Genomic DNA, 15340 nt, shown 5'->3' on the forward strand with positions numbered 1-15340 from the left:
GGTGGGTGTGTTTTGACGTTTTGTGTATGGTTAGTTACGTGTTTAAGCACCAAATTTTAGAGTTAAAAACTAGGTTTATGAAAAATTATTTACCTTCGGTTTAGCAAGGAATAGCAATTAATTATACATTTTGTTGGCAACTGGCTTTATTCTTTAATAAATTTTTCGATTTCAGATATTAACTCTTTTTCTGCACCTATAATATCTAAAATCAACATTCGTAAAATTATCTTCTTGTTTTTACCAGACCTTTCAAAGTTTTGAAAACTATATTCTACTTGTTTTTCTATTCTTTGATTTAGATTTTCTTTACTTTCTTGAATATTAGATAACGCAGATAATTTTTCATATTCAATTAATTCTATTTTTGAATTGGCAATAGCATTCCACGAATTAGTTTTTATTATGGGCTTATGAATACCATCAGATTTCATAATTATTTCGTACAAAGTAACTTTTTCATTATTCATATAAGCATCTATCGTATCAACAGATGCCAATTGCTTAGGTATTACTCTTTTTATATCTAATTCACTTTCCTCTAATTCACTTTCTATAGATGAAAATATTTGATTTAGATACTTTTTATTTTTTCTATCCTCATTCCAATTATTGATTAATAAAGCAATCAAGATTCCAATTATTATAGGAATTGTTTCTTTAAAAAACCACCTTACGTTTTTCATTCTAACATGTTTTTTATTATTTTACCTCGTCTAATTTTCTGCTTGTTGCCAACTAGCGGATATACACAATTGTGTATATTTAGATTGCAAATATAAACGTTTACAAACATTTACACCTAGCAATATTTTGACAATCAGTTTCAATAAATTTTAGGCATAAAAAAACACCCTAAAAGGTGTCTTGTGGTGGGTGTGTTTTAAACGTTTGGCTAAACTCCCTTTTAATGCAGTTTAGGTTTTGTTGTAAATAGTGATTTAATTCAGTTCAAATATTGGTTGATCAGTTCCTCGACTGAAATAAACAAATCTATTAACATTCAGGTAACTAAATATTTTATCGTTATAAATTTCGTTCAACAGTTCAATTCCAATTTTATCCAATTTTTCAGTATGTTCTCGGTGAGATTCAAGTTCCTTTAACCCCATTCCTGTATATGGATAATATTCTTTATACCATGTTTTTAGTCTGTTTAGAAAATCAGATGGTATTTTTGACTGATTAATTTCAATCATATAATCTCCATTTTCAAGAATTAAAATTCCATAACATTTTGCGAACGGTTCAGCTGCTAGAGTCAGTTTAATTTCGTTTTCCATTTTTATTTTCCCTCATGGTTTTCAACTCAGATTATTTTCCAATATTAAATTTAATCTACAATTTCTACGCATTATTTACAACGGCTTCGGCTATGAGTAGTTGCGTTGTCTAGCTCTTAATTTTATAATTACATACCAAGCTGAAAATCCGCGAAGATTTTCACAAGTATGCGAGAATAAGCAATTACTTATAGCCGTTGTTGTAAACTGTAATTTTATTCAATCGTATTAACAATTATTAGATTTCTATTAACTGCTGTAGAATTTATTTCCACTATTGTATTTTCATTTGTTTCATAATTACTTTTCAAAATCCCTAAATATATTGAATTAGTCTTTACAAGATTAAGATAGACATTGTCTTTATAAAAAGAGTTGCCAAAAACATTAGAGAGTAGATAAGTTTCACCATTTGACTTGTCAGAGATGGTTTGGTTAGTCAAGTTAATTACACTTGGTTTAGCTCCATTTGCTGAACCAGTTACGGATTGCATTATTGCTAGTTCTGAATTATTTATTTGAGCCAACTTACTTCCATTAATAGAGTTTAAATTGTTTATTGAATTATCAGTCAAATTGATTTCTATAAAACCCTCTCCCCTAGTTGATAAAAATAATTTAGAGTTAATTTTCTTCATAGAAGTGATAGTACCCTCATTGAAAGTAATTCCTAAATCAGTAATGGAATTATCTTGAAGGTTAATTTTAATTATATGCTTTGTTGAATTATTTATAAAGACGTTTTCCGCTAAAACTCCAATCAAATTATTATTGTCCCAAGCTAAAGCTATAATTGCTTTTTCGTTTCCATTTATATTTGGTGGTAATATTAATGGTATAATTTGACTGGTACCATTTTCTCTGTCAAATACTAAAAGATTATTGGTGGGTAATGGATTGTAGACATACTCAATGGAGTAAATTTTTTCTTCAGATGATATTAAGTTATTTGCAAATAAAAAAGTGCTTTCATTTTCCTTATTTAATTGTCCGACGTTTTCAATATTTCCAGTATTATTTCCGATCTCAAAAACTTCTCCAAGGTCAGACACAGCTAATAATTTATAATTATCAATAATTTCGTTATTTGGTTCATTTGCGATTTCATTATCGGAATCTTCGCATGATAAAATTAATAAAGCTAATAACAGGAATAAGTAGTTTAATTTAATTTTTTTCATTTCGTTTTTTATGGTTTATAACTAGCGGATATACACAATTGTGTATATTTCGGTTGCAAATATAAACGTTTACAAATATTTATACCTAGCAATATTTTGATCACCTTTTTCAATAAATTTTAGGCATAAAAAAACACCTCTAAAAGAGGTGTTTTGTGGTGGGTGTGTTTTAAACGTTTCGTGCAAACTGCGTTTTAATGCAGTTTAGGTTTTGTTGTACGTAGTTTCTTAATTTTCTTTCGTTTTAATGGCAAAATCATAATTGTTATAGTCGAAATCTCCAATCCAGCAACTTAAAATCCCGTTTTTAAATTGCAATCCGTTTTTCTCTACTATTTCCATTTGTTCTTTTGTTTCTTTATCTATATCAAATCCATCTTTTTTTGCTCTTTCAAGTGCAGAGTGAGCGTAAATCCTTGTTACAGGATTTACACCAAAAATCAGTTTTTTGATAACATTATATTCTTTATTTTCCAAAAGTTTTTTGAAAAAAGTATTGGCAAAATGAACAAAGTCGTCATTGACTTGATAAGCGTTCAAATTCCACTCAACTTGGTTAAGATTATAGTACGCATTTAAAGCATCAATGCTGTATTTTTTAGCGTCAATTTCCAAAGTAAAATTCGGATACTTTTTTTGATATTCTGAAATATTTTCGTTGAATAGTTTATAGTATTCCATATTTGCTCCGCTACAAGTTAATGGAACGACAATCTCTTTGAGATATATATTTTCAAATACATTTTCCTCAACTTCAATACCCAGTCTTGAATAGATTATAAGGTCATTATAACTCAATATTTTTAGGTTAAAATTCGTATATCCACCATAAAAATCGTGTGAAACTAATTTAAGTTCATCTAATAATTCTATAGTTTTACTTGATGTATTTCCTTTTCCAGTCAAAAGCGAAGGGTAAACAGTCAAATAATCAGTTATGGTTGGTTTTAAGCTGACAATTGGATTTGCCATTTCTCTGAAACAAGTCAAGTCAGTTTCTATTAAAACAGATTTCGGATTTGGATTTTTCCGTTTTCTTTTGCATGAACGACATCCCTCTAATTCAGCTTTATTTATTTCATAGACAGTCTGACCAAAACACGGAAAAAAAACTAAAAATATTAATATTGAAATTAGAAACCTCATTGATATGTTAAATTACGTACAACTAGCGGATATACACAATTGTGTATATTTCGATTGCAAATATAAACGTTTACAAATATTTACATCTAGCAATATTTTGATCACCTTTTTCAATAAATTTTAGGCATAAAAAAACACCCTAAAAGGTGCTTGGTAGTACGTGTACTATTTTATTGACTTTTTTTTTACTCTATTTCATAAACTGTTCCTAATTCAATGTAATCATCTCCTTTAACTAAAATAACCTCATATTTCCAAAGGTACTCTGCCAATCTCGAATCTTGTAATTTATCTTTTCCGTAATATGCATCAGAATTTATTAGAACTTCTTTAAAAGACAAGATTTTCTTTGGAGATAATTTCTTATGTGTTTCATACTCATAAAAATAGACAAGATCTTCTCTATTTCCTGTCCCTTTAATTAAATAATAATATCTGGAATTATCAACATCTAAATGTCTTGTCAATAAGTTTCTATCATATTTGATAAACAAAGTATCCTGAGCTTCTTCTTGAGAAAAAGAATGGATAGTATAAAAAAATAAAAGTAAAATAAAACGTTTCATATTAGTCTAGGTATATTGACATTCTGTAAATTTGGTTTTAACGCTTCGTGCAAACTGCCTTTTAATGCAGTTTAGGGGGTGTTTGTTGTGTGCTGTTTTTTATTTTCAACTCTTAAAATCAATTGTTTTTCACCAGAATTCCGTTCAAGAAAGCCAATCAATGCGAGTAGCGTTCCATATTCATCCATAGTGTTATTCCGACCAGAAATTTTAATCCATTTTTGGTAATCATTTTCAAGTTGATTTAAGTCAATACTTTTTCCGATTAAACTGCTCAAGTCGTAAATTGAAATGTTTTCTGATAGCTGAATTTCGGTTAATTCCGTTTTTCTTTGAAATAGAAAATCTAACAGTTTTCCAATATTTTCTTTTCGGTCAATAACCATTGATTCCAAACTATAAAAACCATTTTTGTCCTGAATCATAAATTTATCCAACAATCCATTTTCGTTTATGAAGTCAGATTTATTGTAGTTGTCAGTTGCAATAAAAATTAATTCATTGGCAACATCTCCAAAGGATTCAATTCTTTCTAATTCAACTTTTTCTGTTTGTTGCGAATTGGGAATTTCATTACTTACTATATTATGCTTCGTGGTCCAATCTAAACCAAGATAAATACCATATCCATTAATTATTTCTTCAAGGTCAACACCTTGTTCCATTGCTTTTTTAATTTGCTTTACAAACGAGGAATCTCTGTAATTAAAATCAATTAAATATTTAGGCTCTTGATTCTGATAAATTACAGATTCGTCAATAGAAAGTTCATAGAAAGGAATAGCTCTGAATTCTCCATTCTCTCCATCAAATAAATAAGATTCTATTTCTAGGTTAATTTTTTTCATTCTCTTCTTCTGAGTAATTAATAAAGTCCCAAGGAATTTCCTTTTTAAAAGTTGAAATACACTCTTCCATTAATTCAAGTGAAATATTATCTTTAAAAACTCGGATTGTTCTGGTTCTCTCTGTGTCGTCTCTGAAAATTTCCGCAATCAATTCGTCATTTCGGTAGATTTCAACTCCGATTCCGTCACGCTCATTTACGTCACTTGCAATTATCACTCTATCTTTATTTTCTTTCATTTGCGTTCTGTTCGGATATTGTGCCCAACGATTAATGTAAAATGCGTTTTAATGCATTTTTACATAGTGTTGGGTAGAGTTATTTTTATTCGTTCAATATTTACAAAAGGTTCTTTTTCCTCAACATATTCCAATAGGTCAAACGCGATTCCAGTTTTCCCTTTTTCAATTTCTACGTTTACAATTCGTTCCAATTTTTTTATTCCAATTGCATCAACACCATAATAATCGATAAGAATAGAATTGTTTTTTTCGAATAGAGCTTTTATTATCAATGCTTTTCGATTAATAAATCCTATTTTTTCAAATTTATCATTCAATTTAATTCCGATTTCGTCTGCAATTCTTATTGCGCTTCGCTTGTCAATCTTATTTTTCTTAATCAAATACTTCTCAACCGTAAGAGGAAATAATTTTTCCAAAATCGAATTTTGAGAGTAATTTTTCGCCCAAGGTAAATTGTTGTTCTTTTTTTGAAAACGCTTTATTAATTCAATGGTCAGGTCAAATCCAATAATTCTCACACTAGGAATGTAAAGTCGGACTAGTTTTCCGCTTTTTAATTCAAATTCAGGTACAGATATTCCGTTTAACTCAAACCCTTTGTTATAAAAAATGCTGTTTGTCATAATTGTACCCAACTAGCGTATATACACAATTGTGTATATTTCGGTTGCAAATATAAACGTTTACAAATATTTACATCTAGCAATATTTTGATCACCAGTTTCATTAAAATTTAGGCATAAAAAAACACCCTAAAAGGTGTCTTGTGGTGGGTGTGTTTTAAACGTTTCGTGTAAACTGCCTTTTAATGCAGTTTAGGTGGCGTTGTACCTAGTTTCATTCTTCGGTTTTTGTTAATAAAAATTCCCCTAATCCAAGTTTCAATGCTAATTTATTTTCGGTAGATTCTAAAATTTTAAACTCCAGTGGTCCGCCCTCAATACCATTCAGCGTAATAGAATTAGAATTAGAGTTATACTTCCAGGTTCCAGTCGTTTTTTCTCCCATCATAGAAGTATCGAATTTTCCATCAGAGTCAAAATTTAGTTTCCATTTACCAATAATCTCTGCTTTCATATAAGCTAATCCTGCTTTATCAATGTCTTTGTTTAATGCTTTAGTAAACACCCATTTTCCAACAATTAAATCAGACTTTTGAGCATTTATGTTAATCGCTAGAAATAAAAAGAGTATAATGATTAATGTTTTTTTCATAAGTATTTGTTTTAATTAAGTACAACGGTTTTGTATATGAAAAGTAGCGGAATATAAAACGACTACTTTTTCAATTCAGAAACAAAAATAGCAGAAAAGAACGAACTTTAATTTTAGCTCTAAACTGCTATTTTTTATATAACGTGTTATAAGCCGTTACGCTTAGTTTTTATCTTTTAATAATTTCTGAACTAATTCTTTGATTTCAAAATTTTGTTTTTTTAGTTCTTCAATTTCTTTTTGTTGCTTTTCTAATTTCTTAATTTTCTTTTCCTGCTCAATGGTATATAAAGTCAATTCCTCTATTTTTTGGAGTAATTGAATTTGAAAATCTCCAACATTAACTCCATTTTTCTCCATTTCCTTTGCAGATGCAATCTCTGGTAAATGCTTTTTTTCTTTTATGTGTTTTTCGATTGATACTAACGTAGGTAAATCATAGTCCTCTTCAAAAACGAAGTCAGCAGTAGGCGAAGTTGTTACTTTTATTTCTTTTGATTCTATTTTACCCAGAACAGCAAGATTACTTTGTATTTTCGTTCCACCTTCAAAGTCGCCGTTGTAGTTGATTATTAATTCATCGTTTATATAATGAACTAAAGCTCTTTGACCTTCCTTACTCCCTTTTGACCTAACATTATTTAATCCTAACTGAAAATCAGTTCCGTCAAATCGTAAATTACGACCATGAATATCTCCACTAACACTAAGACTACTTTGTATTTTCGTGCCTCCTTCAAAATCACCGTTGTAATTGATTATTAGTTCATCATTTATATAATGAACTAATGCCCTTTGACCTTCCTTACTCCCTTTTGACCTACCGTCATTTAATCCTATTCTTAAATCAGAGCTATTAAAATTTTGCGCACTAACTCCCAAACTCATTCCCATCATAGCAATGACAGCAATTTTCACTGTTGTTTTCATAATAATTTAAATTTTATAGTTGTTTTTAATTTGTTTTCTTTTATGGCTTATAACTAGCGGATATACACAATTGTGTATATTTCGATTGCAAATATAAACGTTTACAAATATTTACACCTAGCAATATTTTAATCACCAGTTTCAATAAATTTTAGGCATAAAAAAACACCCTAAAAGGTGTTTTGTGGTGGGTGTGTTTTAAACGTTTCGTGTAAACTGCCTTTTAATGCAGTTTAGGTTTTGTTGGTTGTTGTTATCTCTTCAATAAAATAATGGTATTCTTTTTATAGTTCCAGACTGTTTTATAGTTTTTTAGAAATTGGTAACCTATTTCAATTTCGTTTTTATCACTATCTAAAATTGATAAATTTCTTATTTTTTCTAATTTATTACCATTGTAGGTAAGTCCATCTAATACGAATGTGGGGCTATTAGGTTGACCATACCAACCATTATTAAATGATTTCAAGTCTTTAGTATGCAATAATTTATCTTTAAAGCTTGGAAGTAGATTAATACTTCCTTGATTTCCAGTATCAAAGTGAGAAACTATTTTTTCGTTTGCTAAACTAAATTCTAATACTGGTATTTGTTTTTCTGATGGTGTTGTGAATTTTAAGGACTCAATAACATCTTCTTTATTGTATATATTTTGAGAAGAATGACCTGTCTCATCTAATTGATATAAATTAATAACCTGAGCATCATAATCAATAATGAATTCATAATTCTTAATAAATTCGTATCCCAAAAAGCCAAGAAAATCTTTTGTAATGCCTTCTTCAATGAACCCAAAATCTGCGTGCATTACATTATTTAAACTATCCCAATTCACTTCATTAATAATTTTAACGTTAGCAATGTCGCTTTGATATATCATTAATTGCTGTCTTGAACCTGTCCTCCCATTTCCTACTTTATTGTCCTTTTTTAAATCCAGAAAATTATTGTTTAATAACAAACCCTGTGGGTTTCCTGTATCAAACATAAATTTCCCTTTTCTATTATTGATCTCCCCATCAATCAATATATAACCATCTATTAAATGAAAAGGAAGTGAAATGTATTCTTTGCTTACCAAATATTGATTAATAGTTTCTTCAATTTGTTCTTTATCTTCGATATAATCTAATTTTATAAATTTAAATTTACTATCTAATATTGACTTAAAGTAGATTCCGAAATTACCTAGTTCTAAATCTAAATCGTATAGTTCTTTTTTTGTTTTAGATGCATTTAATAGTTTGATTGAACCTTTTGGCATTTGAGCACTCATCTGTTTTAAAATTTCAATCGCATTAGGCATACTTTGCCCCATTGAGGTGAAATCTGAGGAAATATTATCTTTTAGAGATTCAAATGATGATTTTTTAAAGGCGTTTTCAAGTATCTTAATTTGCTCTAATACTTGTATCTTTTCATCCTTTGATAAATTATTAGAAAATGATTCTTCTTGGCAATTTGCCTTAGGCATTAATACAATTAACAAGGCTAGGGTAAATATTATTTGCTTCATTATTATTGTTTTCTTATGAAACGATTAAGAATAAAATTTGTTACTTTTTTGTATAAAATGTTCGTTCAAGGGCTTGTTTAATGACAACCAACGTTTGGCTAAGTTGCGTTTTAATGCAGTTTAGGTTTTGTTATCATATGTTTTTATACAGTTAAATTTTCAGTCCGCACTACAATTGTGTTTCCCCAAATATCTCCTAATCGTTGATTTTTATCTGTGTTTTTTATTGTAACTATTGCAATTAGTCCAAAAAAAAACATATCTATTGGGTCAAGTAAATGTCTTTTAAAAGATTCTCCAAAAGTCAGTTTTCGATTCATTCCATTTTTTGGAATCGCTTTTAGTTTTACTAATGAATTACCAATCGTTGCTCCGAAACCAATTTCAAGACCAACAGTCATAATCAGCCAAAAAATTATTGGAACTAATGCAGGTAAACCATTTAAAGAATATCCGCCTTTATCATTCGGTTCACCAAATGTAAAAATTAAAAAGAAAGTTAATCCATATATTATTATATAATCTACTAATCCAGCCACAAAGCGATCTCCAATATTTGGCTCAGTTTTAATTTTTGCGGTCAATTTTGTTTCGCTCATAAGTTTTTTTAAATGTATGGTAACGTTAAGAATAAGAAACGTAGAGCAGATGATAAACGACACGTTTCGGTTTGCAATAAGCCAAATATAAATATTTTGCTTTTATCTTTTTTCTCATAAACGCCAAATTTTATATTTGACGACTTTGTAAATAAACACAGCTTTTTGAATTAAGCCTAAATCGCCTTATGTTTTTTATACATTGTTACCTGCTGGCTTTTTTCCGTAAACTTGCTAGCGTTGGCAAAGACATACTTTTTTTACAGTTTTGGCGAAGCTTGGATGAAGCGACTGTAAAAGTGTATGGCTTTAAGCGTTTGCTATTCAGCAATATCAATTATTTCGTTCTGTTTATATAAGTTTGGTAAAAATCCAGACTTTATTCTAAACTGACTTCGTTTCTTAATTTTAGGTTTGGTAGATATGTTCTCCAATTTAATTCCTGGGTCATAATAAATATTTCCAATTGCCATTTGCGAAAGAAATAATTGAAAATCGGTTCCAGTTCCTAATATAATTTCGTTGCCATATCTGTATTTTCTTTCAGGTTTTGTTTCTGAAAGAGAAGGTACGTAGCAGGCTTGATTGTGTTTCCTGTTCCAATGTTTTAGCATTGATGAAAAACTCCAAGAAGCTGTTTCATTATCTTTGTTGTCTAATAATGCAATTCTACCATTTGTATTCCTAATTTTCCCGCTCTCAATGTCAAATCCGATTAATTGCATTGTTAAATCCGTCAGATGCTGTTTTTCTCCAACTTTATGAACTCCTCCAAAATTTAATCTGTCAGGTCTTCCAAGTTTATCTTCATAACCATAATTTCTAACAAAGTATTCAGCACCTTTGGTTTTATATAACCCATCAGTTGGTTCTGGTGTCATTAAAGTTATAGCTTTGGATTTGGTGCGGTTGAAATTTACAACTCCAAACTGTTTAACTTCCCAACCCATAAAATCAGGTTCAGAATATCCATTGGGTGTAACTCCTAATTCCGCTTCTAAAGTATAGCCACCACAATTAGGTGCTCGACAATCCATTATATTTCCATCTCTATCTAACCTTTTTGATTCAATCCAACCTAACTCATAAATCCGTTTCAATTCACCTAATAATATTGTTCGATTATTTTTTGTTACAGGTAAATCTATAACAGAGAATACTCCGTGAGTAGAATCTGATTCTGTTTTATTGAATTCGTTTGCGATATCAGAACTAGGTGAAGTTACATAACCTAAAATCGTTCCGTTTTGAGCTACAGAAAAGAATAATAGTCTACCAGCCAATCTTTGTGTCATTAATTCTGAAGGTGCTTTTTTGCATCTTGCCAGAAAACCTGAAAAACGAACTTCAGGATATTTGGGGTAGAGAATAAGTTGTGCTTGGGGTGCAGAAGAAATTATACCTTCGCCGTCAATCCATGAAAAATTAATTTTTGCTTTAAAACGTTCTTTATTCCAATCTCCAGCTTCTTCAGTTGTGATTTCTGATATTGGAAGAATATTTAGGATTTCAAAATTCCCACCAATATAAACTTGGTTTTTAGAATTATCGTTAGGCGAAAGAGTTTTCACATAAACTTTCTTACATCCATTATTAATGAACAGCGATTTTAGATTTGTTAGATTCATTAATTTTTGAAAGTTCTTTTACAATATTTTTTGCAACTGCCTCTATCAAAGGTGTTACAACTGAATTGCCAAATTGTTTATATGCTTGGTTGTTTGAAACTGGAATTATAAATTTATCAGGAAACCCTTGAAGTCTAGCACATTCTCTTGGTGTCAATTTTCTTGGGTTTTTTCCTTTTTGTGGAATTAAAATTTCAGACCCATCTTTGTAATATCTAGCACTAATAGTTCTTGAAATTCCATTTAAATCAGTCATTCCAAAACCAAATCCGTTTCCTTTCGCTTTGTGTTTTCTAGCGTGTTCTTGTAGGTAGCTCCACAATTTATCTGACAATGTATACTTATCATCCACTTTTGATTCAAGTATCTCTTTAAAAACAAAGTTTGCTTCTTTTGGGTCAGGAAATTCAAAAGTTTCTTTACTCTTAAAAACTGTTTTTTTAAATCCTACAATAATAATTCGTTCACGATTTTGAGGTACATAATACTTACCATTTAAAACTTTATGATGAACATTGTAACCTAATTTCTCTAAAGTTTTAATGATAACTTTAAAAGTTTTCTTTTTGTCGTGCGAAACAAGATTTTTAACATTTTCAAGCATAAAAGCCTTTGGCTTTTTATGTTTTATTATTCTAGCTATATCAAAAAATAAAGTTCCTTGGGTTTCATCTAAAAATCCGTGTTTTCTTCCTAACGAATTTTTTTTTGAAACTCCTGCAATTGAAAAAGGTTGACAAGGAAAACCACCTAATAAAATATCGTGGTCTGGAATATTTTTTTCTGAAATTTGGGTAATATCACCAAAAGGGACTTCTCCAAAATTAGCTTCATAAGTTTTTTTTGCATAAGTATCCCATTCGCTAGTAAAAACACACTTTCCACCATTATTTTGATATGCCATTCTTATTCCCCCAATCCCAGCAAAAAGGTCAATAAACTTGAATGTCGGATTTTCAGTTGGTGGGAATGGAATGTCCCATTTTATTGGTAAATAATATTGAAAATCTGGTTCTTGAACAATATTCAATTTTTCGTATAGTTCAGTCAAATATTCTATGGCAGATGATCTGAAATATTGAGATACACCATTTTTGTGATTCTGAAAAAAGTGTGTCAAATGTGCCAAATCATTAGTAGTTTTCTTGTCTACAACGATTTGAAGTTTCTCTTTTATGTCCGAATATTTTTTACCCATAATTTGCTTGCAAATTAAAGAAAATTTAGGATAGATTTCGTTCTTCAGCAATTCATTTTTCAACAATCTTATGAACGTACACGAGCGCTGGGTAAAGGCAAACTCTTTTTATTTTTTTGAGGTACGGAAAAAATAAAATGTGCTTGACTGTGCGGTGAGGTTTTTGGTGCTTGCAGGTAACTAGCGGAAATATAACATTAATGAGAATTATCAAAAAAATCATTTACACATGAAGAGGTAAAGAGAATATTTAAGATCATTTTAAACACCAAAGCTTTTACTAAATCAAAAAGCCTATAGAATTAATTTAAGAAATGTTTATCTATTTACTTTTTTTGATAACTTGCCTAATGAATTTGAAAATCTCGAAAAAACAAAAATTGACACCTCTGGTGACACCCAACAAAAAAACACCTATATAAATCAGGTATTTAAATCAAAATATTTACTATCATTTATAGTAAAGTTATTTTCTTCTTCTATCATACTTAACCCCAAATTAATACCATTTTCTAGTTTAGAACCGAAATCTCCTAGGCTTGAATTTTTCTTAAAACCTTGTTGGTTTCTAAAATAATATTTCCATTAAAGTAAGTCATTTTTAGATATCCGTCAAAAGTTAGTAAAAACTCTATTTAAAACCTAAATAAAAGCGACATATCAATAACATAACACTCCACCAATATTGTAAAATCCATATTTTGAGAAATTGTTTTGATTAGAAACGAAAGTAAAGTAATTCGCGGGTTGAATTAAAAATTTATCTGACATTTTGAACTCGACCAAACCTCTTGTGTCAAAATCAGTTCTAGATATAAATTACTCCCCTACTTCATTTTCTTTATCGATGATTATACTAGAAATATTTAAACTAACTTTTACCATAAAATTATTTTTTTTGAGAATTCAAAGAAACATACCTATAAAAATTAAAGTGATGATTGTTAATTTTTCCTTATTAAAGTTTTTTTAAACAACAAAATCTATGTTTTCTTAAAAAACATAGATTTTATAAAAAAATTTAAATCAAAAGTTTATCTAAAACCTCAATTATTAACTTTTATAAGTTGCTTAAAGAGCAAACATTACCCCAAGGCCGATGTTAGAAAAAGAACCTCCTTCAACACTTACCCCTGAATACGTTGCTTGTAACATTATTTTTTCAGAAATATGGTATCCCATCAAAGGTCTGTAATAAAAACCTCCATCATTTCCTTCAGGACTTACCCCTATTGCATACCCTAAATCAAGACCAAAAGCAAAGCTATCTGATACGTTATATCTTGCTGCTGCTGCTAAAGGTAAAAAACCTGAATCGTCAAGTTCAACAGTTCCTAAGCTTCCTAAATCCAATCCCGGTAATGAAATTCCTTGAGTAATATCTACCTCTTTTCCGGTATAATGAACATAAGACAACGATGGCCCTACCTTAAAATCATCAGAAACACTAAATAGATAATTAACTTCCGCACCTAAAGTAAATGAAGCTACATCACTTGCGTCACCAACTGGTAATCCAAAATTTGTACCAATATTGAATTGACCATCTTGTGCGTTCGCACTAAAAGTAAACAGCATGACGATTGCTGCTAAAAGTAATTTTTTCATGTTTTTATAATTTAATTTTTAGACTAAGTTAAATTATGTTAAAAAAATAAGAGTATCAAATTTTTTGAAATAAATAAAAACTACTTTTAAAGTTTAAAATAAAAAAGCGAGGAACTCGTTAAACAGTTCCTCGCTTTAAAATCTTAGGACATTTTTAGTTAAAAATAAAGTGCAAATCCAATTAATCCTTGAAATACACCTTTTTGACCGTCTTCTAATCCAATGTTATATCTTAAAGCTGGCTTAATACTTAAATTTTCACCTAAAAAATAAGCATAACCTCCTTGCAAACCAAGCCAGTTAGTACTTCCTCCAGTATAAGAAGAACCAGTGAAATCAACTCCTACAGGAATTTGTCCAATAATGTAATACTCAGCACCAATCTTATATCTGAATGAATCTGTAGTACCATTATCACCATAACCTAAACCAGCTTTAACAGCTAAGTCATCAATTATAAAATAACCACCTTCAGCACCAACAGACCAAGCAGTATTGCCGTTTGACGATGTTAATGAAAAGCTAGTGTTTCCTGTTGTAGCAGACCCCGTATTAGCTTCGATTACGATTTTTCCCTGAGCAGTTTGACTTGAAGTAGACTCCTGTGCGTTTGCAGCTAATCCAAATACCATCATAGCCGCTACTAATAATTTTTTCATTTATTATATTTTTTTGTGTTTTAAAAATAATTTATAGTTACTAATTTTTAACTACTGACTATCTCACTTATCTTAATAAAAAAACAGGGCAAACTTGCCCTGTTCAGATAGTTATTTTATGTATTATAATGCAAACATTACCCCTAGTGAAATGTTAGAATAAGACGTAATTTCTTTACTAACTCCAGCGTAAGTAGCCTGAAGAGCTATCTTTTCAGAAATATTATATCCTACCATTGGGCGATAATAAAAACCACCGTCGTTTCCTTTAGGACTTATGCCAACAGCATACCCTAAATCAGCTCCTAAAGTAAAGTTCTCAGCAACATTATATCTTGCTGCTACTGCTATTGGTAAAAAAGAAGAATCTTCAATTCCAGTTGTTTCAACTGAAAAATTATCTACCATTGAATTGATAACACCTGTTAAAGGTCCAAAAACTTCTTTTACATCCTTTGCGTCCTTTGCAATATAGTGCAGATACGAAACAGAAGGTCCCACCTTAAAATCGTCAGAAACACTAAATAAATAGTTTACTTCAGCACTCATAGCAAATGAGGTATAGTCACTACTATCACCTAATGGTAATCCGAAATTAGCACCAACATTAAACTGTCCTTCTTGAGCGTTTGCTGCTAATCCAAATACCATCATAGCAGCTACTAATAATTTTTTCATAATTTATAAATTTTTATAATCGAGGCGCAAAAGTATGTTTA

Annotated in this window: 17 protein-coding genes; all 17 read right to left on the minus strand. The window is 29.9% G+C overall.

Annotated features, from left to right (window positions below; translation table 11 throughout):
* Window positions 1-146: 146 nt before the first annotated feature.
* Window positions 147-686 (minus strand): hypothetical protein, encoded by a 540-nt coding sequence (locus ACSIGE_RS02245; RefSeq protein WP_440881173.1) that lies wholly within the window; start codon window positions 684-686, stop codon window positions 147-149.
* A 255-nt stretch (window positions 687-941) separates the two neighbouring features.
* On the minus strand, window positions 942-1283 hold the full coding sequence (locus tag ACSIGE_RS02250) for a hypothetical protein (protein ID WP_440881174.1): 342 nt from the start codon (window positions 1281-1283) through the stop codon (window positions 942-944).
* Between the two features lie 215 nt (window positions 1284-1498).
* Window positions 1499-2464: a hypothetical protein gene (locus ACSIGE_RS02255; RefSeq protein ID WP_440881175.1), complete on the minus strand. Its 966-nt coding sequence runs from the start codon at window positions 2462-2464 to the stop codon at window positions 1499-1501.
* Between the two features lie 228 nt (window positions 2465-2692).
* On the minus strand, window positions 2693-3610 hold the full coding sequence (locus ACSIGE_RS02260; protein WP_440881176.1) for a hypothetical protein: 918 nt from the start codon (window positions 3608-3610) through the stop codon (window positions 2693-2695).
* 185 nt (window positions 3611-3795) lie between these two features.
* Window positions 3796-4176: a hypothetical protein gene (locus ACSIGE_RS02265; RefSeq protein ID WP_440881177.1), complete on the minus strand. Its 381-nt coding sequence runs from the start codon at window positions 4174-4176 to the stop codon at window positions 3796-3798.
* A gap of 71 nt (window positions 4177-4247) precedes the next feature.
* Entirely contained in the window at window positions 4248-5024 is a 777-nt protein-coding gene (locus tag ACSIGE_RS02270) for a hypothetical protein (RefSeq protein ID WP_440881178.1), read from the minus strand.
* Window positions 5011-5262, minus strand: a complete 252-nt coding sequence (locus ACSIGE_RS02275) for a hypothetical protein (RefSeq protein ID WP_440881179.1) — start codon at window positions 5260-5262, stop codon at window positions 5011-5013. Before ACSIGE_RS02275 ends, ACSIGE_RS02270 begins: the two co-directional genes overlap by 14 nt.
* Window positions 5263-5321: 59 nt before the next feature.
* On the minus strand, window positions 5322-5891 hold the full coding sequence (locus ACSIGE_RS02280) for a hypothetical protein (RefSeq protein WP_440880410.1): 570 nt from the start codon (window positions 5889-5891) through the stop codon (window positions 5322-5324).
* Window positions 5892-6105: 214 nt separating this feature from the next.
* On the minus strand, window positions 6106-6483 hold the full coding sequence (locus ACSIGE_RS02285) for a lipocalin-like domain-containing protein (protein WP_440881180.1): 378 nt from the start codon (window positions 6481-6483) through the stop codon (window positions 6106-6108).
* Between the two features lie 162 nt (window positions 6484-6645).
* Window positions 6646-7413 (minus strand): hypothetical protein, encoded by a 768-nt coding sequence (locus ACSIGE_RS02290; protein ID WP_440881181.1) that lies wholly within the window; start codon window positions 7411-7413, stop codon window positions 6646-6648.
* Window positions 7414-7666: 253 nt separating this feature from the next.
* Entirely contained in the window at window positions 7667-8929 is a 1263-nt protein-coding gene (locus tag ACSIGE_RS02295) for a hypothetical protein (protein ID WP_440881182.1), read from the minus strand.
* Window positions 8930-9072: 143 nt separating this feature from the next.
* Entirely contained in the window at window positions 9073-9528 is a 456-nt protein-coding gene (locus ACSIGE_RS02300) for an RDD family protein (RefSeq protein WP_440881183.1), read from the minus strand.
* A gap of 320 nt (window positions 9529-9848) precedes the next feature.
* The gene (locus ACSIGE_RS02305; RefSeq protein ID WP_440881184.1) at window positions 9849-11156 is read right to left on the minus strand and encodes an MvaI/BcnI family restriction endonuclease; all 1308 of its coding nucleotides are present in this window, start codon (window positions 11154-11156) and stop codon (window positions 9849-9851) included.
* A complete protein-coding gene (gene dcm, locus ACSIGE_RS02310) occupies window positions 11122-12354 on the minus strand; it encodes a DNA (cytosine-5-)-methyltransferase (RefSeq protein ID WP_440881185.1) in 1233 nt (410 codons plus the stop codon). Before dcm ends, ACSIGE_RS02305 begins: the two co-directional genes overlap by 35 nt.
* Before the next feature lie 1071 nt (window positions 12355-13425).
* Window positions 13426-13962 (minus strand): outer membrane beta-barrel protein, encoded by a 537-nt coding sequence (locus ACSIGE_RS02315; RefSeq protein ID WP_440881186.1) that lies wholly within the window; start codon window positions 13960-13962, stop codon window positions 13426-13428.
* 158 nt (window positions 13963-14120) lie between these two features.
* A complete protein-coding gene (locus ACSIGE_RS02320; RefSeq protein WP_440881187.1) occupies window positions 14121-14621 on the minus strand; it encodes a hypothetical protein in 501 nt (166 codons plus the stop codon).
* A 123-nt stretch (window positions 14622-14744) separates the two neighbouring features.
* Window positions 14745-15299 carry an outer membrane beta-barrel protein gene (locus ACSIGE_RS02325; RefSeq protein ID WP_440881188.1) on the minus strand — a complete coding sequence of 185 codons (555 nt, stop codon included), beginning with the start codon at window positions 15297-15299 and terminating at the stop codon, window positions 14745-14747.
* Between the last annotated feature and the right edge of the window lie 41 nt (window positions 15300-15340).

This window comes from Tenacibaculum profundi, assembly GCF_052050075.1.
Classification (GTDB): domain Bacteria; phylum Bacteroidota; class Bacteroidia; order Flavobacteriales; family Flavobacteriaceae; genus Polaribacter.